At 56.6% G+C, this 17,302-nt stretch carries 16 protein-coding genes and 1 tRNA gene; 11 read left to right on the top strand and 6 right to left on the bottom strand.

Annotated features, from left to right (window positions below; translation table 11 throughout):
• Nucleotides 1-52: 52 nt before the first annotated feature.
• Nucleotides 53-2,164 carry a carboxy terminal-processing peptidase gene (locus J2X72_RS15665; RefSeq protein WP_310073327.1) on the bottom strand — a complete coding sequence of 704 codons (2,112 nt, stop codon included), beginning with the start codon at nucleotides 2,162-2,164 and terminating at the stop codon, nucleotides 53-55.
• Between the two features lie 224 nt (nucleotides 2,165-2,388).
• Between J2X72_RS15665 and J2X72_RS15660 the strand changes: the two genes are divergently transcribed.
• A complete protein-coding gene (locus J2X72_RS15660) occupies nucleotides 2,389-2,847 on the top strand; it encodes a paraquat-inducible protein A (protein ID WP_310073325.1) in 459 nt (152 codons plus the stop codon).
• Between the two features lie 49 nt (nucleotides 2,848-2,896).
• Here the strand turns inward: J2X72_RS15660 and J2X72_RS15655 are convergent, their stop codons facing one another.
• Entirely contained in the window at nucleotides 2,897-3,172 is a 276-nt protein-coding gene (locus J2X72_RS15655) for a DUF1153 domain-containing protein (protein ID WP_091878079.1), read from the bottom strand.
• A gap of 429 nt (nucleotides 3,173-3,601) precedes the next feature.
• Between J2X72_RS15655 and mnmA the strand changes: the two genes are divergently transcribed.
• On the top strand, nucleotides 3,602-4,789 hold the full coding sequence (gene mnmA, locus J2X72_RS15650; protein ID WP_210003167.1) for a tRNA 2-thiouridine(34) synthase MnmA: 1,188 nt from the start codon (nucleotides 3,602-3,604) through the stop codon (nucleotides 4,787-4,789).
• A 33-nt stretch (nucleotides 4,790-4,822) separates the two neighbouring features.
• Here mnmA and J2X72_RS15645 read toward each other — a convergent pair whose 3' ends face one another.
• Both J2X72_RS15645 and J2X72_RS15640 read right to left on the bottom strand, forming a co-directional pair.
• The gene (locus J2X72_RS15645; protein ID WP_310073623.1) at nucleotides 4,823-5,947 is read right to left on the bottom strand and encodes a DegT/DnrJ/EryC1/StrS aminotransferase family protein; all 1,125 of its coding nucleotides are present in this window, start codon (nucleotides 5,945-5,947) and stop codon (nucleotides 4,823-4,825) included.
• Between the two features lie 143 nt (nucleotides 5,948-6,090).
• The gene (locus J2X72_RS15640; RefSeq protein WP_210003338.1) at nucleotides 6,091-7,053 is read right to left on the bottom strand and encodes a Gfo/Idh/MocA family protein; all 963 of its coding nucleotides are present in this window, start codon (nucleotides 7,051-7,053) and stop codon (nucleotides 6,091-6,093) included.
• Nucleotides 7,054-7,470: 417 nt separating this feature from the next.
• Between J2X72_RS15640 and J2X72_RS15635 the strand changes: the two genes are divergently transcribed.
• Nucleotides 7,471-7,547, top strand: a tRNA-Met gene (locus tag J2X72_RS15635).
• A 102-nt stretch (nucleotides 7,548-7,649) separates the two neighbouring features.
• Here J2X72_RS15635 and J2X72_RS15630 read toward each other — a convergent pair.
• Nucleotides 7,650-7,952: a UBP-type zinc finger domain-containing protein gene (locus J2X72_RS15630; RefSeq protein WP_210003168.1), complete on the bottom strand. Its 303-nt coding sequence runs from the start codon at nucleotides 7,950-7,952 to the stop codon at nucleotides 7,650-7,652.
• Nucleotides 7,953-8,327: 375 nt separating this feature from the next.
• Here J2X72_RS15630 and J2X72_RS15625 point away from each other — a divergent pair, with 375 nt between their 5' ends.
• The 8 genes from J2X72_RS15625 (at nucleotide 8,328) to J2X72_RS15590 (ending at nucleotide 15,262) form a co-directional block, all read left to right on the top strand.
• Nucleotides 8,328-8,687, top strand: a complete 360-nt coding sequence (locus J2X72_RS15625; protein WP_310073315.1) for a hypothetical protein — start codon at nucleotides 8,328-8,330, stop codon at nucleotides 8,685-8,687.
• A 29-nt stretch (nucleotides 8,688-8,716) separates the two neighbouring features.
• Complete coding sequence (locus tag J2X72_RS15620) at nucleotides 8,717-10,453, top strand: PQQ-binding-like beta-propeller repeat protein (RefSeq protein WP_310073619.1); 1,737 nt, start codon at nucleotides 8,717-8,719, stop codon at nucleotides 10,451-10,453.
• Complete coding sequence (locus J2X72_RS15615; protein ID WP_310073313.1) at nucleotides 10,357-10,668, top strand: hypothetical protein; 312 nt, start codon at nucleotides 10,357-10,359, stop codon at nucleotides 10,666-10,668. Before J2X72_RS15620 ends, J2X72_RS15615 begins: the two co-directional genes overlap by 97 nt.
• An 83-nt stretch (nucleotides 10,669-10,751) precedes the next feature.
• Nucleotides 10,752-11,609: a ubiquinol oxidase subunit II gene (cyoA, locus tag J2X72_RS15610; RefSeq protein WP_210003171.1), complete on the top strand. Its 858-nt coding sequence runs from the start codon at nucleotides 10,752-10,754 to the stop codon at nucleotides 11,607-11,609.
• 1 nt (nucleotide 11,610) lies between these two features.
• A complete protein-coding gene (gene cyoB, locus J2X72_RS15605; protein WP_310073311.1) occupies nucleotides 11,611-13,563 on the top strand; it encodes a cytochrome o ubiquinol oxidase subunit I in 1,953 nt (650 codons plus the stop codon).
• Nucleotides 13,560-14,180, top strand: coding sequence for a cytochrome o ubiquinol oxidase subunit III (gene cyoC, locus J2X72_RS15600; RefSeq protein ID WP_310073310.1), 621 nt, complete (start codon nucleotides 13,560-13,562; stop codon nucleotides 14,178-14,180). Before cyoB ends, cyoC begins: the two co-directional genes overlap by 4 nt.
• Entirely contained in the window at nucleotides 14,180-14,557 is a 378-nt protein-coding gene (gene cyoD / locus J2X72_RS15595; protein WP_310073308.1) for a cytochrome o ubiquinol oxidase subunit IV, read from the top strand. Before cyoC ends, cyoD begins: the two co-directional genes overlap by 1 nt.
• A 372-nt stretch (nucleotides 14,558-14,929) precedes the next feature.
• Nucleotides 14,930-15,262 carry a hypothetical protein gene (locus J2X72_RS15590; RefSeq protein WP_210003175.1) on the top strand — a complete coding sequence of 111 codons (333 nt, stop codon included), beginning with the start codon at nucleotides 14,930-14,932 and terminating at the stop codon, nucleotides 15,260-15,262.
• Nucleotides 15,263-15,596: 334 nt separating this feature from the next.
• Here J2X72_RS15590 and J2X72_RS15585 read toward each other — a convergent pair whose 3' ends face one another.
• Nucleotides 15,597-17,195, bottom strand: a complete 1,599-nt coding sequence (locus tag J2X72_RS15585) for a GMC family oxidoreductase (protein WP_310073305.1) — start codon at nucleotides 17,193-17,195, stop codon at nucleotides 15,597-15,599.
• Nucleotides 17,196-17,302 lie beyond the last annotated feature (107 nt).

The raw sequence follows: 17,302 nt of genomic DNA, 5'->3' as shown, positions 1-17,302 counted from the left end.
GCCGCACCATTCGCCATTTGTAGCGCCAGCAACTCAATACTGGCGCCAATAATCAATTGTTTTTTGCCGATTTCACTTTGGTGAGATCTGCGGCATCGCTGAGAATATGGACCGTCTCATCCAGCAGAACGTCCTTTGCGTCCTTCAGCGCCTTCTCACTCGCTATATCTGCGCTCAAGCTGCGCTCGTTGGCCTGCAGCCCGTCTTCCTGAAACACAAGATCTGCCTGTGACACGGACCCCTTGCCGTCTGCTGCCTCGCGCGCCTTCAGTCGGTTGACCTGCCGCTCCCTCTCGGCACGCCGTTCAGCTTCGTTGAGTGAGATAACCCGCTTGTTGCGCAAGTCATCGAGCTCGTTCACGTCTTCAACGAGATCCTTGAAATCCTTGTCCGTTTTGGCGCGGGCGTCGTGACGGCTCTGTAGCTCCGGCAGAACCGTTTTGATATCACCGAGGCGTTTGTAGTTTGCAGGTTTGATTTGCAGCCACGGCAGCGCATTGTCGTAGCTCGACTCTCCCAATTTGTCCTCGTCCGCGAACCCCGGCAGGACGATATCCGGCGTCACTCCGCGAAGCTGGGTGGTGCCGCCATTGATACGGAAGAATTGCGCGACAGTCATTTTCAGTTCGCCGAATTCCGGCTTTGGGTTGCGCGCTTCCTCGTCCAGATCGACCACTGTTTGAACGGTGCCCTTGCCGAAACTCGGTTCGCCAATGATGAGGCCCCGGCCATAGTCTTGTATTGCAGCGGCGAAAATCTCTGAAGCCGAGGCGGAACCACGGTTGATGAGCACGGCAAGCGGGCCCGTCCAAAGGGCTGTTGCGCGCTTGTTGCCATTCACCCTGATCTCCCCATCGCCGTTGCGCTGCTGCAGGACTGGTCCTTTGCCTACGAAAAAGCCGGTCAGTTCAATCGCCTGCGGCAAAGAACCGCCGCCATTGTTGCGCAGATCGATAACGACGCCATCGACCTTTTCTTTCTCGAGTTCTGCCAACAGCCTGGCGACATCGCGGCTTGCGCTACGGTAGTCCTTGTCGCCGCGCCGCCGCGCATCGAAATCTTCATAGAACGTGGGCAACGAGATTACGCCGATTTTCCGAGAGATATCGCCGTCCTTGACAATCTGAACGCTTTTTTTGGCCGCCTGTTTGTCCAGACTGATGTTGTCGCGTACCAGGGTGACCAGGCGATGCTTGCCGTCAAGTCCCGCATCGGATGGCAAGATATCCAGCCGTACGACGGTAGCCTTCTCGCCGCGTATCAATTTCACCACGTCATTGACGCGGGTACCGACAACGTCCACCAGCGTGCCGTCCTTGCCCTGCGCGACGCCGACAATTCTGTCGCCAACCGCCAGTTGGCCGGACAGCTGTGCCGGTCCGCCCGGCACCAGCTCCCGTATGGTTGTATATTCGTCGCGCTCCTGCAGTACCGCCCCGATGCCGACGAGCGAGAGTTTCATCGAAATGTCGAAATCCGATGCCGCGGAAACACCCAGATAGTCGGTATGGGGTTCAATCGAGTTCGTATAAGCAGTCATGAATGTCTGAAAGACATCGTCGCTCTTGTACTTGTAGGCCCGGGCCAGTGAGTTTCCATACCGTTTGCCAAGGGTTTCGCGTATGGTCGCCTCAGGCGTACCGGCCAGTTTCAGGCGCAGCCAATCGTTTTTCACGCGCTTGCGCCACAGGTCTTGGCTCTCCTCCATCGTTTTCGGCCAAGGTTCCTTGTCGCGGATAAGTGTGAACTCTTCGTTCTTGCTGAAATCGAAACCATTCTTGAGCAATTCACGCGCATATGTAAGGCGCTCGACATAGCGCTGCTCGAACACGTTGAAGATGGTAAACGGAATGCTCAGATCATCACTGAAAATGGCATCGTCGATTTTATCCTTATTGGTCATGAATTGATCAATATCGGACTGAAGGAAAAAGAAGCGTTCCGGGTCCAGCAAGTCTATGTACCGGTCCATTATCTTGGCGGACAAGGCGTCGTCCAACGGGACCTTCTTGTAATGGTAGTACGTTAGAACCTGCGCGCTCAAATGCGCGGCGTTGGCCTGCTCCTGCTCCGGGGCGAGCAGTGGCGGCGAGCCGGTCTCGAGCGCCTGGGCCGAGGAAACCAAGGCCAGGAAAACAATCAGCAATCCGAATTTTGTACGCATAAGGTGCATCAATCCAAGTTCGATCAAATCATCAAGTATCTAAATACTCTTGGTTACGGCCAGCAGTTTGCTGGTACCATGTACCCTAACTATGGAGACCAGCCATGGGAAGCGTCAATCGGGTACAAGTGAATGTGATCCGGTGTGTCTTGTCGTCGCCATGCTTGACGGGTGCCATGCATTTCCTTCATGCGTAGCTGAGTTAGCCTTGGTTCGGGATCAGCATGTCGACAAGATCGTTCATTCCCATCTTTCTCTTCATCGCCACATTCTCGCTTGCCCTGGGGATGACCATGCCCTTGATGAATGTCAGCAGGCTTTACCTTTTCGACGAGAACCCTTCGCTCCTGGGTATAATTCGATCGCTCTGGACGGGCGGCGACTGGTTGCTGGCGTCCGTCGTCGGGGTCTTTTCGGTCATTCTTCCAGTCACAAAGCTTGCCGTCGCACAATTGGCAGCAGCGCGAATACCCGCTGCCTCCCATGTTCTGCACCGGTGGATCGGCTTCCTGTCGAAATGGTCGATGCTGGACGTATTGCTGGTTGCTCTCGTGATTTTCGGTGCAAAGACAAGCGGACTTGCCACTGCGATCGCCCAGCCAGGCCTCTGGTTCTTCACCGCATCGGCAATTCTATCGGCACTGGCAACGCATCTGATCATACGTGAAGAAAATATTGCATAAGCGAAGGGGCTGGCCTTGCGGCCAGCCCCTTCTATTCATGCACCATCATCTAATGACGATATTGCTGTATCCGGGTCGTTCTGAGACCAGCCAGCCCATGATCGGAGATCGAAGACTGCCAGGACAGGAACTCTTCCACCGTCAACGTGTAGCGATGGCAAGCCTCCTCAAGACTAAGAAGACCACCGCGCACAGCGGCAACCACCTCAGCCTTGCGGCGAATAACCCAACGCCGCGTGTTCGCGGGTGGAAGATCGGCGATGGTCAGCGGGCTGCCATCCGGGCCGATTACGTATTTTACTCTCGGTCGAACAAGATCGGTCATTGTACTCTCTACACTAAACTTCAAGACCTATCGCAGCTGACATTACAGTCAGGGCTTTAATAATTGCCTAAACCACGAGTCATTCTCTGGTAACTTCGGTTAATGGATCGGCCATATTTTCGTTAAACTTTGGCCTAACTCGCAGAATTTTGGTGTTTTGGAGCGAGTGTTACGCAAAATCTTGTCTCAAGAAAAAATTCTCCCACCCCACTTCTTAAAAGCGTTCGCAAAGTCGCTGCGGCGAGGCAAATAATGCGGATCGCGAGAACCGGAGCGCAGCGCACTATCGTGTGGCAGCGCAGAAAATCACGTTGGATGGTCGTCGCAGTAGAGTTTCAAACGGTCTCTTATTGGCAAGTCCGGGTCGATGCCCTATATAGAGCCGACAAAGCGCTGCGCTTATATGCCGCGACGAAAACGGATCCGCTTATGACATTGAATAATCTCGATCTGCCGGGAAGACCGGAAGACACTCGTATCGTCGTTGCCATGTCTGGTGGCGTGGATTCTTCTGTTGTGGCAGGCATTCTCAAACGCCAGGGCTATGATGTCGTTGGCGTCACCTTGCAACTCTATGACCATGGCGCATCGACCCATCGGGCTGGTTCCTGCTGTGCCGGTCAGGATATCGAGGATGCGCGCCGCGTCTCCGAACGTCTCGGCATCCCGCACTATGTCCTCGACTACGAAGCCCGCTTTCGTGAAGCCGTCATCGATCCCTTTGCCGCAAGCTATGTCAGTGGCGAAACACCGATTCCCTGCGTTTCCTGCAACCAGACCGTGAAATTCGCTGATCTGCTGCAGACCGCCCGCGATCTTGGTGCCGACGCCTTGGCGACTGGTCACTATATCCGCAGCAGTGCAAACGGAGCGCATCGTGCCCTGTTCCGCCCCGTCGATACCGACAAGGACCAGAGCTATTTCCTTTTTGCCACCACGCAGGAACAGATCGATTACCTGCGTTTCCCGCTCGGTGGTCTGACGAAGCCGGAAACCCGTGCTATTGCCGAGGAGCTCGGTCTTACCGTCGCAAACAAGCAGGACAGCCAGGACATCTGCTTCGTACCGCAGGGCAAATATTCGGACATTATTTCGAAACTGAAGCCGGAAGCTGCCAATCCCGGCGATATCGTTCACATCGACGGGCGCGTGCTCGGGCGCCATGAAGGCATTGTGCACTACACAATAGGCCAGCGCCGCGGCATTGGCGTTGCCACCGGCGATCCGCTTTATGTCATCCATCTCGATGCCGCCAATGCCCGCGTCATAGTGGGCCCGCGCGAAGCGCTTGAAACCCGCAAGGTCTTCTTGCGCAACGTCAACTGGCTGGGCGACGACGCATTGGACGATATTCCGGCAGGCGGCGTCGAGGTTTACGCCAAGGTTCGCTCCACCCGCCCGCCGCGCCCGGCCGTTTTGCATCATCAGGCCGGCGAGACGTGGGTCGAGCTGGTCGATGGCGAAAGCGGTATCGCACCTGGCCAGGCCTGCGTGCTGTATTCAGACGACAGCAACACCGCCCGTGTCTTTGGAGGCGGCTTCATTGGCCGCTCCGAACGCGCCCCGCAGGCGGAAGCCATGCTGAAGCGGCTTGCCCAGCAAGGCCAGCACGCCTGATCAGATCAATTCGAGGTAAAGGAAATGGGGCCGTCAGGCCCCTTTTTCATGGAACTCGCGGATCGTGCCGATAATCCGGTCCTGGTCATCGGTGCTCAAATATGGATGCATGGGCAGGCACAGAATTTTCTTCGGCAAGGTTTCTGAAACCGGCAAGCCGCCCGGCGCCCGCATGTAATGCGCATAAGCTTCCTGCAAATGCAGTGGCTTCACATAATAAATCACTGACGGAATGCCATTTGCCTGCAGGTGCGCCTTCAATTTATCGCGATTCTTGGTCTCGATCGCATATTGTGCCCAGGCCGAGCGCGAACCTTCCGGCATCAATGCGACTTTAACGATATCCTTGAGGCCATTGGCATAGCGCCTGGCAATCACTTGCCGCGCTTCCATCTCGTCCTCGAGAATGGCGAGCTTTTCGATGAGGATCGCCGCCTGAATAGTATCGAGGCGCGAATTCAGGCCGATACGTACATTGTCATATTGCGTCTCGCCCTTGCCATGGAAAAGGACGGAACGCAGCAGTTCAGCGAACGCCGCATCATTGGTGAACATGGCGCCGCCATCGCCATAGCAACCGAGAGGCTTCGCGGGGTAAAAGCTCGTCGCTCCTACATCGCCGAAGGCGCCACACATTGCATTGTCGCGCTTGCCGCCGATAGATTGCGCCGCATCCTCGATGACGAACAGGTTCTCACGGGAGGCGACTGCGGACAGCGACGTATAATCGGCTGCCAGCCCAAACAGATCAACGGGAATGATCGCTTTCGGCGTAAGCCGGCCTTCCGCACGCACGGCGGCAATAGCGGCTTCGAGCTGCTTGACATCGATATTGTAAGTGTCGGGATCGACATCGACAAAAACCGGCTCTGCACCGGCCAATGCCACCACTTCGGCAGTTGCAGCAAAGGTGAAACTCGGACAGAACACCGCATCGCCGGGACCGATCCCCTTGGCCATCAGCGGAATAAGCAGCGCGTCCGTACCATTGGCGCAGGCGACAACGTGCTCGACACCGATATATTCGGCCAGACGTTTTTCAAACTCGGCAACTTCCGGTCCGAGAATGTATTTACCCTCACGCACAACCTTGGCGATCGCCGCGTCGAGTTTGCCGCTAATCCGTTCACGTTGCGCGCCGAGATCGATGAACTGCATCATTGCTCCAATCTGTCTTCCGCGAATCTGCCGCGGTCAAGCAAGTCTCTAAAGAGGCAGCGATAGGTCTGCCATAGCTTGCCGTTCAAAGTTTGTGGGGCCTTGTAACAATGGTTGCCAAAGAGAGCAATGCGGCCGAATGCTCACTCACTCTTGTTATGGGCAACAGTTCCCGCGGTCAAAATCCGCAAGACGCGGATGGCCTCTTCGCCGTCCGTCTTCGGTTGCCTGCGTGTCTGGATGCTCTCGATAAAACTCTGGCACTCGCGAGTCAGCGGCATACCCTGTGCGACCTTGATATATGTCGGCTCTTCCGTCGTCGACGCCCACTGGCCGTCATCCTGCCAGATCGAATGCTTGTAGACGGCGAGCTTCTTGTCCCATTGCTCCATGTCGTCGAACACCGCCATTGCCTTGGTGCCGACTACGGTCAGGCGGCGTTCGCGATACGGGTTTAGTCGCGAGGCAAACAGGTGACCGCGCACATTATCCGGAAAACGCAAATGCAGATGCGCGAAATCACTCAAGTGGTCCAGTACGGCGGCGCCCTCGCCGCGCACCTCCAGCGGTTCGGTCTCCGTGATCGCCAGGATCATCGACAGGTCGTGCGGCGCGAGATCCCACAGCGCATCGTTTTCCGTATGAAACTTTCCGAGACCAAGCCGGTGCGAGTGGATATAGCGCACCTTGCCGAGATCGCCGGCCTTGATAAGATCGAGCAGCTTTTCGAACGCAGGATGAAAACGCAGCACATGGCCGACCATGAAAATGCGGCCATTGTCGTGCGCCGCTTTTACGGCCGCTTCCGCATCGGGAACAGTCAAGGCGATCGGCTTCTCGACCAGCACATCCTTGCCATTGGTGACGGCGCGGATAGCCGCTTCCGCATGAAACTGCGGCGGCAGGGCCATGACGATGGCGTCAACGTCGGGATGGGTGAAAAGGTCTTCGACCTCGATGTGCAAAACGTCCTGCTCGGCGGCAAAGCCGGCAGCACGATCGCTGTTCTGGTCGGCGACGGCATAAAGAGCGCCGAGGCTCTTCAATGTACGGATATGGTTGCTCCCCCAGTAACCGCAACCCAGCACTGCAATCCGTGGAGCCATCTTTTCAGCCTTGTTCATGTCGGCATCCAATATCCGTACGACGAAACTATGACAAGTCCCGCCTCCGGGCATTGCACCTGAATTGTGCGGAAAGGTTGGCCGTCATCTCGGCCCTTGTGGTGAAGAAAGTGATTTCAGCCTCTTGGCGTCAACCAAGTCTCAGAAATTACGAGAGAAGGGATAAATTGGCGTGCTTTTGCGGAAAATTCCCTCTCCTGGATTTTCCAAGGATTTGGCGAAGAGGCCAAATTCCAGGAAAATCCTTTCTTCCCCGCAAGGGGGAGATAAAAAGCGGCCTAACATTGCTTGACAGCGTGTTGCCACCCCCATATATCCCGCCCCGTCCCTGTCGCTTTGACAGCGCAGCCTCCCGGTTCCTTTCGCAGGCAAACCATCTACGGGTCGCGAGACATATGGGGCGAAGTAGCTCAGTAGGTTAGAGCAGAGGAATCATAATCCTTGTGTCGGGGGTTCGAATCCCTCCTTCGCTACCATTTCTTCAATGATACAACTTGCGGAGACGCTGCATTTGGCGGGATGTCACACGCGGTGAGCCGTTGCCATGGCCGGGAGCCAGCAGAACTGCCTTTCGACCATCAGGTAAACCGTGGTATCGGGCCAAGCTGCTCGGTTTGGTCCGGTAATTCCACCATGACCTCATCGACGTAACACCAGCCCCAGCCCTCTGGGGGATCGTAACCTTCAATGATGGGGTGGCCGGTCGCTCGAAAATGCGCCGTCGCATGTCTTCCTTGCGAAGAGTCGCAGCACCCGACGTGACCACATGAACGGCAAAGCCTCAGATGCACCCAAGGTGTCCCAAGCGCCAGGCATTCCGCGCATCCAAGCGATTTTGGAACGACGTCGCGAATTTGCCCGCGGTGATTGCATGAACTCACATCGATACTCCATCGTCAAAAAAAACGGCCGGGCCAATCCGCGGCAGGCACTTAGGCCGTCCATCTCGTAAGTGCAAAACACCAATGAATGCCGAAAACCGGTCCGTGGGTCACGGCAATCTAGCGCAGCGAACTCGTCTGGGCAAACGCGAACACGGATTGGTCGCATCCGGATTGATCCTTGCCCCGTCGCCTCCCGACCGGATCAGCGAATTGCATCTCTCTTTAGGCGAAGATGTTTATACAGCGTATGCAGCATTGTTTAGGTATGTTGGGCAATTACTGCAAATAGACTGATCAAAAGAGCTATCTGTCTGTAAAAATCCGGCTAGACTTTGCCACCCGCTTGCTTCAATACTATCGCTGCGAGGGACGATGGCCAAAAATTCTGGAATCATCAATGATGCTGGAACCGCACTCATGGTGCTGGCATCGTTTGGCGGGTTCATCGTTTCGATCGTCAACTACTTCAATCCCGATAGCGGTATCGCCGGCGAGCCTGGAACGCTTCTGGTGATTGCTTCCACCATTCTGCTCGCCCTGTTCGGTATGGCGCTTGCCAAATTGAATGCCGGGTTCCTCCGGTCGTTCTTCATCGTCTCTTCTATCCTCAATATCGCCGGCACATCATTCGCCGGGTACCTCCTGCATAGTCAAACACTTGTGATCCTTATGCTCGTCAGCCTTCTTGGCTGGATTCTCCACGTGTTCAGACGGCGTCGCGCGTTTGCCTGAACCAAGCTTTTGCAATGGTGACCGACGTGATGTGGACAAAGTATTTATTGTCGGCGCTGGCTGTTGTGGCATTGACGGCAACCAGTGGTGAACTCCGGGCTCAAAACGTCGAATGGAGCACCTACAATGGTGACCTTGCTGCACAAAAATTCTCGCCCCTGAAGCAGATAACCCCGCAAAATGTGGGGAATCTTGCGGTGGCATGGCGAACGCATACTGGCGACGTTTCATCCGGCGGACCGCCTCCGGCCGGCATGCACAATCGGCCGCCAGCCTCTGGTCCGCAGGCCGATCTTCCGCCTACGGTGTGGTCGGCGACGCCGCTTTTCGTCAATGACACAGTCTATCTTGGCACGCCCTTTTACCGGATTTTTGCACTCGAACCCGATACGGGAAAGGTCAAATGGAGTTATGATACCAATGCTGTTCTTGAAGCGCTGACGCAGCCCGACCTCAAGAACCGCGGCGTTGCCTACTGGCAGGCGGATGCCCCAGACGCTTCGCAGGCATGCCAGAAACGCATCTACATCGGCACGATGGACGCGAAGCTGCATTCCGTTGATGCAGACACGGGCAAGCCCTGCGCCGATTTCGGCAAGGGCGGTGTGGTGGATATCAACCAGTGGAATGTTGAAAACGCCAAATGGCCGCTGTCCATTCTCCAGCCTCCAACCGTTTACAAGGATTTCCTCTTTGTCGGCTGGGCCGGCAAAGACTGGGCAGACGCGGTCGATCCACCCGGCACTGTTTTTGCACTCGATGCACGCACCGGCGCCCTGCGTTGGACATTCCACGCCCTGGATGCGGCAGACGCGGCCAAGAGCGGTACGGCAAACGTCTGGGCAAGCATGGCTGTCGATCGTGACCGCAACCTGTTGTTTTTGCCGGTCAGTTCGCCCAGTCCAAACTTTTTCGGCGGCAACCGGCTGGACGCGATCTCGCTCGGGACATCCGTGACTGCGCTTGATGTGGACACCGGCAAAGTCGTCTGGTCGAGGCAACTCGTGCATCATGATATCTGGGATCTCGACACCAATTCTGCACCGACGCTGATCGATATCCAGAAGGATGGAGCGACAATTCCTGCGCTGGTGCAGACCTCCAAGCAGGGTTTTCTTTATGTCCTCAACCGCGAAACCGGCGAGCCTGTCTACCCGATCGAGGAACGCCCCTTCCCTGCTTCAACCGTACCGGGAGAGACTGCGGCGCCGACACAACCCTACGTGCCGCTGCCGAAATCCGTTGTGGAAGACAAATGGCCAGGCGTTTTTGGCTTGGCTGACATCGTGAGCTTCGGCTATTGCAGCCGCACCGCTGCGACTTTGCGCGACGAAGGCCGGTTTACACCGCCCAGCCTTGAAGGGTCTCTTGTTTATCCGGGTACGATTGGAGGCATCGAGTGGGGTGGCGGAGCGGTCGACCCGTCGAGCGGCACCTTCGTCGTCAATTATTCGAGTGCAGTGCAGATCTACAAGCTGATCCCGCGTGCTGAATATGACAAGGCAGCAACTGCCGGGGGCCTGGAAACCGGCGGTTTCTTTCCGATGACGGGCGCACCTTATGGGGTCCAGCTCACGACATTCCTCAATCCTCTGGGAATGCCTTGCTGGAAGCTCCCTATGGGTCAATTGCTGCCTATGATCTTAAAACCGGCAAGCAGCTTTGGGACGTGCCATTCGGCCAGGTTCAGCAGTATGGCTTTTATATGCCTGAGTCGTGGGGGTCGATCACCCTGGGAGGTCCAGTCATCACCGCGAGCGGCTTGATCTTCATCGGCGCTTCCATGGACTCGATGGTGCGTGCACTCGACCTTGCAACCGGCAAGGTGTTGTGGAAATCTCTCGTGTCGGCTCCGGCTGTCGCGCTTCCGGCAGTCTATGAATATAAAGGCAAACAATATGTCGTGTTTGCAGCGGGAGGTAACTCAATCCTCACTCCAAAGGTCAGCGACGAAATTATCGCTTTCGCCCTGCCGAACTGACGCGCCATCGCCATTGCAACTTGGAACCGGGTTAGCAAAAGGGGCTTCGTTAATGAGACAATCCGGTTACTGGTCATTACGTCATGTCTGATGTGGCGGGTTCCTACTGGCGCAGCGGCGTTCTTGACCCGCAAGGGCCGGTTGGTGCTGCACAGAATACGATATTGCTGAACGCGACAACGATCATGCTGGCGGTGATCATTCCTGTCATTGTGCTCACTCTCGGGTTCGCCTGGTGGTTTCGGCACAGCAATGCGCGGGCGAATTATATGCCCGACTGGTCCTATTCCGGACGGATCGAATTGATCGTCTGGTCGATACCCGCGATGGTAGTGCTTTTTCTCGGCGGCATTGCCTGGATTGGTTCCCACGATCTCGATCCCCGTAAGCAGATCGATTCCGGCACCGTCGCGCCACTTGACGTTCAGGTGGTTTCTCTCGACTGGAAATGGCTCTTCATTTATCCCGATCTGGGCGTCGCAAGCGTAAACAGCCTCACGGTGCCGGCAGGCGTTCCGATACGCTTTCAGCTTACATCGGCAACTGTAATGAACAGTTTTTTCGTGCCGCAACTCGGCAGCCAGATTTATACAATGGAGGGCATGACGACGCGGCTGAATCTGCTCGCAGACAAGCCGGGAAGGTATCCGGGACTTTCGGCACAATTCAGCGGCGAAGGCTTTTCGGATATGCGCTTTATGGTCGATGCAATGCCGCAGCAGGACTTCGACCAGTGGACCGCGAACACACGCGCCGCTGGCGGGAGTTTGGACAAGGCGAGCTACGCGCAACTGGCGCGCCCGAGTTCCGCGGTAGCATCGGCTACCTTTGGTCAGGTCGAGGAGAACCTGTTCAATGATATCGTGAATTCCAACAACCCCGCATCCGGTACATCCCCCACCGGGCACCATTCGGCACCCTCAATCTCTGACGGAACCTGACATGCTTGGAAAGCTCAGCTGGGCCGCCATCCCTTTCGACCAGCCAATTCCCATGATCGCATCCCTGCTGGTCATGCTAACGATCTTGGCGATATTGCTGCTTGTCACCTGGAAAGGCTGGTGGCCATATCTCTGGTCCGAATGGATCACCAGCGTCGATCACAAGCGCATAGGCGTCATGTATATCCTGCTTGCCCTTGTCATGCTGGTCCGTGGCTTCACCGACGCGATCATGATGCGCTCTCAACTCGCGCTGGCAGCTGGCGGCGCGCAGGGCTATCTGCCACCAGAGCATTACAATCAGATATTCTCCGCCCACGGCACGATCATGATTTTCTTCGTGGCGATGACCTTCATGGTCGGCCTGATGAACTTCGTTGTGCCATTGCAACTCGGTATCCGCGATGTGGCGTTTCCCGTTTTGAACTCGGTCAGTTTCTGGCTGACGGCAGCGGGTGTATTGTTGGTCAATATGTCACTCTTCATTGGCGAGTTCGCACGGACAGGGTGGCTGGTCTACCCGCCTCTGTCGGAATTGGCCTACTCTCCCGGAGTGGGTGTCGATTATTACCTCTGGGCGCTGCAGATATCTGGCGCAGGCACACTTTTGTCAGGCATAAATCTCACCACCACCATCCTGAAACTGCGCGCGCCCGGCATGGGGTATATGAGGATGCCGATCTTCTGCTGGACTGCGCTCGCTTCCAATCTTCTGATCGTTGCGGCTTTCCCGATCCTGACCGCAACCTTTGCGATGCTCCTTCTCGATCGCTACCTCGGATTTCATTTCTTCACGAACGAGGCTGGCGGCAATGCCATGATGTATATCAACCTCATCTGGGCCTGGGGCCATCCGGAGGTCTACATTCTGATCCTGCCCGCATTTGGCGTTTTCTCCGAGGTTATCGCCACCTTTTCCGGCAAATCACTGTTCGGTTATCGCTCGATGGTCATCGCCACCATGGCAATATGCGTGCTCTCGTTCATGGTGTGGTTGCACCACTTCTTCACTATGGGCGCAGGGGCCGACATCAACGGATTTTTCGGCATCATGACGATGATCATCGCGGTACCGACCGGCGTGAAAGTCTTCAACTGGTTGTTCACGCTTTATGGCGGCCGTCTCCGCTTCGATGCGCCGGTCTATTGGGCGCTGGGCTTCATGGTTACCTTCGTCGTTGGCGGGATGACAGGCGTTTTGCTTGCTATTCCCCCAGCGGATTTCGTCCTGCACAATAGCCTGTTTCTCGTGGCGCATTTCCATAATGTGATCATCGGCGGCGTGCTTTTCGGTGCTTTTGCCGGATATACGTTCTGGTTTCCCAAAGCTTTTGGCTTCAAGCTCGACGAGCGTATCGGAAAGGCAATTTTCTGGTGCTGGTTTATCGGTTTCTATCTGGCCTTCATGCCGCTCTACATACTGGGCCTCATGGGCGCGACACGTCGGATGCAGCACTATGATGTTGCCGGGTGGCAACCTCTGATGCTCGTCGCGCTGCTTGGCGCAATCGTCATCCTAGCCGGTATCGTCCTCACCGGCGTCCAACTCGTGGTCAGTATCCGCACACGTGACCAGCGACGCGATCCTACCGGCGATCCATGGGATGGGCGCACACTCGAATGGTCCACAGCTTCTCCGCCTCCCGCGTGGAACTATTCCGTCTTGCCGGCGGTAAACGGCCTTGACCCTCATTGGGAAGCAAAGAAAAGTTCCAAATCCCGCCTTCAAGATGGTCCCGATCCGAAATCGATCGCAGTTCCCCGCAACAGCCCTATCGGGTTCGTGCTGGCGTTCTTTGCCGTCATGGCCGGCTTTGCGTTGATCTGGCATATCTGGTGGATGGCTGTTGCCGGATTGATAGGCGCGCTCATGACCATTCTTGCTCACGCCTGGCGCGTTTCTGACGAGGTCGAGCAGATCGTCGGGAGCCAACGGCAGCGAGCCGCCACATGAGCACACATGCTCCGACGCGCGCTGAAGCCCTTGAAGTCCCCCTGTCGGAACGTGGTCCCGCACCGAGGAATGTGGTGGTCAGTTTCGGCTTCTGGCTGTTTCTCCTCAGCGACATCGTTATATTTGCGGCATTGTTCGCGGCATTTGCAGTGTTGTCGCATGAGACGGCAGGCGGGCCATCGGGAGACGATCTCTTCGATCGCAGCCGCGTCCTTGTGGAGACTGCTATCCTTCTCGCGTCAAGTTTCACCTGCGGCCTGATGTCCTTGGCCGTCGAACAGCGCAAACTGGTCCCTGCCACCGCCTGGGGCGCGGTCACGTTCCTGCTCGGCGCCACCTTTGTCGGCATGGAACTGTCTGAATTCCACGGCATGATTGAGAGCGGCGCCGGGCCCGATCGCAGCGCCTTCTTGTCCGCCTTCTTCACTCTGGTGGGCACACATGGCCTGCACGTGTCGGCGGGTTTGTTCTGGTTGCTGGTAATGTTCGCGCAGGTGCTGACGCTCGGTTTCCGTCCCATGGTCCTGCGGCGGCTACGCTGTTTCAGCCTGTTCTGGCACGCGCTCGATATTGTCTGGATTGGTGTTTTCACAATCGTTTATCTTGGAGCCCACTGATGGCCGAACCCATTGAAACGACCGAGGATCAGGAGGCCGGTGCACTGCGGGTGGCCGGGGGAACTTGGCAGGGCTACCTCATCGGACTGGTCTTTGCGGTCATATTGACGCTGGCTTCATTCTGGGTTGCTGGAACCGATCTGGTCTGGGGACCGGGCGTGCCGATCCTGCTCGCGGTATTGGCGATTGCCCAAATGGGCGTTCACCTCGTCTTCTTTCTTCACATTTCGAGCGCACCCGACAGCCTCAACAACATCCTTGCGCTGGCCTTTGGCGTCTTCGTCGTTGCCCTTGTTGTGTTCGGTTCAATGATCATCATGGCCAATCTCAATGCGAACATGATGTCGATGCCGGAACTGATGAATATGCAGCGCTAGCCAAGGGTAGCGATCTTGCGCGGTATGAGATACTAGCATCGCGGGCGCGACTGCCATTAGCTTTAGAATGGGGTCGGGCGGGCGATTGACGTCTACCTCGCTGCCACGAACGAACGTGACCGCCCCCTTTCTCAGAGCCCGTTTGGAACGTCGCTGCGGCGAAGACGTTTGGCGCAATTTTTTGCGGTTGCCCTTGCGAAAAGCACAACCCCGAGCACCGGAAGCGCAGAAAACCGCGTCAGGGTGATCGCAGCAGCAGAGTCTCAACCTAGGCTCTCAATCGAACGAGCTACTTTCCGGCACATGCGTAGCCGGTATCTTCGAGGGTACTGCTCATCAATGGGGTGATTCGAGCGGGGCATAGGGGGACGAATGCTGACTGTTTCGTTGTTCTTGGGCGTATATCTGGCGGGGACCAGGGTTGAGCAGGGTGATGCCGTCATGCAGGCCCAATTCGATCTGATGAAATTATCCTACGCCTGCAGTGACCCTCTCTACAGGACCAAGCGGGATGCCGTCAGACGCTGGGTGAGGAAGTTCGACACGGACACGACTTTCAACGACGAGGACGTATCCAAACTGGATAGCGGCTTGAAAAATGGCACGACCCGGCTGAGCAAACCCATCAACAAGGGCGATTGCATCACACTGCTCACCGCGGCGCAGGCGAAGGTAGATCAGCTCTTCGAGGAATTTAGCCGCTAGAGCGTTTGCAGTTCTGTCTGAATGCACTTCCCTCTCCGTCCTCGGGTCAAGCCGAGGATAGCGGAGAGGTCGGCTCAAACGCCATTGTGAATTGACCGTGCGCGCTGCAGCGTGCAGTTTTTGGCATCGCCACTAAGAACCAAAACAGCGCTCCCTTATACGTCTCTTGAACGGGCCCGCGCGTTTGGAGGCAAAGATGCGACTATTCCTGATGCTCGTTCTCATGGCCCTGAGCGGCTGCGTGTCCACTGGCTCTCCGCCGGACGATGATTATGGCATACCACGCCGGCCGTCCTGGGCCGGAAACAACTGACGGCCGAAGTTGGCGTGACCCTCACACTCCAAGCATCATCGTAACGTGATCGGCAAGGCGCAAGGTCAGGGCCACGATCGTCAGCGTCGGCATGTCGTTGCCGCATGTAGGGAAGACCGAACTGCCGGCGACGTGCAAATTGTGCATGCCGTGGACTTTGCAATTCTGATCCACCACGCCAAGACGCGGATCCACATGCATGCGCGTCGTGCCCATATGATGATTGCAACCTATGATGGGATGTTGCTGCCCTTCGTCTTCCTGCTGCATATCGACGCGCGCCATACCCGAACCTTCGAGCTGCTGCTTCATCAATCCCAGCATGCGCCGGTGCGTGCGTTTCTCGAGATCGCCCACCCGCCAGTTCAGTTCCGCCCGGTTTAGTCCAAGACTGTCGCGTTGCCGGGAGAGCGTGACGCGGCTCTCGCGATCCGGGACAGGTTCGACAACACTCTCGATCTGGAAATGATCCGATTTCGCCGCAAGTTTCAGCCTGCGATAGATCAAGGAGGCCATCAGGTTGGGACTGCCACGCGCCACAGTGGCAAACGTTCGCAACTTGAGGTCCCGGTAGTTTCTCCGCTGGATTGCGCTATAGAGTTCATGAAAGCGTTCGGTCACGTCGCTGTTTTCGCCTGCCCGGCAAGCGCGGAAATAGGTTCGGCACTGGACCAGCTTTTCCTCCCGCTGCACGTGCTCGGCAAGTCCGAAATGGGCGCTGGCGCTGGTGCCATCCACGGCAAGCTCGGGATTGTGATACGTGTGACGCGCATCATAAAAACGGAACGCCGCCGCCGTGCTGGACGGCGTCACCTGCCCTTGCCGGATACGCGGATGTTCCATGAAATAACGGCCCACCACATCGTGCTCGTTGCCAAGCCCAGCCGGCGCCACCTTGTTCGAAAGAAGCATGAGCCGGGCGTTCTCGACACCGCCCGCCGCCAGTATTGTCCGCTTTGCCCGGACGAAAAACGGCTTCTGCGCCGACGACACAACATGGACACCCGTCGCAACGGAAGCATCATCATTGGTGGCGATCTCGGTGACGTTGGCGTTGAGAAGCACCTTGGTCGTCCGGGCAGCAGCCAAGGAAGCGCGGTAGTCGCGTCCAAACCGCGTCGGAGGGCTGAACTTGCTGACGATCGTCTCGAGCGATCCATCGTTCAACTCCAGTAACTGAACCTGTTTGGGAGAAAGCTGCTCGCGCCAGAACTGCGGTTCAAAGCTATGGTCATTGACCTTAACGAGATCGTTCGCACGGTGATAGTACCGTTCCACTTCGGTGAGATCGATTGGCCAGCCGCTGTTTGGAACCCAATCCCTTCGCTCGAAATCGATGTCTATGAAGGGCCGTATCCACCCGCCCCAGCAATTGGAGCTGCCGCCCAGTTGCCGCGTCCTGGTGGCGTGAAGATCATAGTCAAGACCGACATTTTCGCTGCGATAGAGCGCTTGCGACTGCGCGTTGAACTTGAGTCCGCCGCCTTCTAGGACGCATGTTTCTATGCCGCGCCGCGCAAATTCCAAAGCAAGCGTTATACCTGCCACCCCGCCGCCGATAATGCAGATTTCCGTATGGAGTACAGATCCGCATGGAAGTTCTCTCGCATCGATAAACATACGCTTACAAGGCCCCCGTTCCCCCTGTAATTATACCGTTAGATTTAGCCGGAGAAAAATGCGCCGCAGCGGGTAAAAGGCGTAGTCTCTTTGGTGGATACCCCCGT

It is taken from the genome of Phyllobacterium sp. 1468 (assembly GCF_031455525.1).
Taxonomy (GTDB): Bacteria; Pseudomonadota; Alphaproteobacteria; order Rhizobiales; family Rhizobiaceae; genus Phyllobacterium.
The sequence above is the reverse complement of the archived record's forward strand: the minus strand, read 5'-3'. Positions and strand labels throughout refer to the sequence as shown.

Coding starts and splice junctions, on each gene's coding strand:
- J2X72_RS15655 (WP_091878079.1), bottom strand. CDS start 3,172: ATGACCGATCTTGTTCGACCGAGAGTAAAATACGTAATCGGCCCGGAT.
- J2X72_RS15625 (WP_310073315.1), top strand. CDS start 8,328: ATGGCCAAAAATTCTGGAATCATCAATGATGCTGGAACCGCACTCATG.
- J2X72_RS15585 (WP_310073305.1), bottom strand. CDS start 17,195: ATGTTTATCGATGCGAGAGAACTTCCATGCGGATCTGTACTCCATACG.
- mnmA (WP_210003167.1), top strand. CDS start 3,602: ATGACATTGAATAATCTCGATCTGCCGGGAAGACCGGAAGACACTCGT.
- J2X72_RS15665 (WP_310073327.1), bottom strand. CDS start 2,164: ATGCGTACAAAATTCGGATTGCTGATTGTTTTCCTGGCCTTGGTTTCC.
- cyoC (WP_310073310.1), top strand. CDS start 13,560: ATGAGCACACATGCTCCGACGCGCGCTGAAGCCCTTGAAGTCCCCCTG.
- J2X72_RS15590 (WP_210003175.1), top strand. CDS start 14,930: ATGCTGACTGTTTCGTTGTTCTTGGGCGTATATCTGGCGGGGACCAGG.
- J2X72_RS15640 (WP_210003338.1), bottom strand. CDS start 7,053: ATGGCTCCACGGATTGCAGTGCTGGGTTGCGGTTACTGGGGGAGCAAC.
- cyoB (WP_310073311.1), top strand. CDS start 11,611: ATGCTTGGAAAGCTCAGCTGGGCCGCCATCCCTTTCGACCAGCCAATT.
- cyoD (WP_310073308.1), top strand. CDS start 14,180: ATGGCCGAACCCATTGAAACGACCGAGGATCAGGAGGCCGGTGCACTG.
- J2X72_RS15620 (WP_310073619.1), top strand. CDS start 8,717: ATGTGGACAAAGTATTTATTGTCGGCGCTGGCTGTTGTGGCATTGACG.
- J2X72_RS15660 (WP_310073325.1), top strand. CDS start 2,389: ATGTCGACAAGATCGTTCATTCCCATCTTTCTCTTCATCGCCACATTC.
- cyoA (WP_210003171.1), top strand. CDS start 10,752: ATGTCTGATGTGGCGGGTTCCTACTGGCGCAGCGGCGTTCTTGACCCG.
- J2X72_RS15645 (WP_310073623.1), bottom strand. CDS start 5,947: ATGCAGTTCATCGATCTCGGCGCGCAACGTGAACGGATTAGCGGCAAA.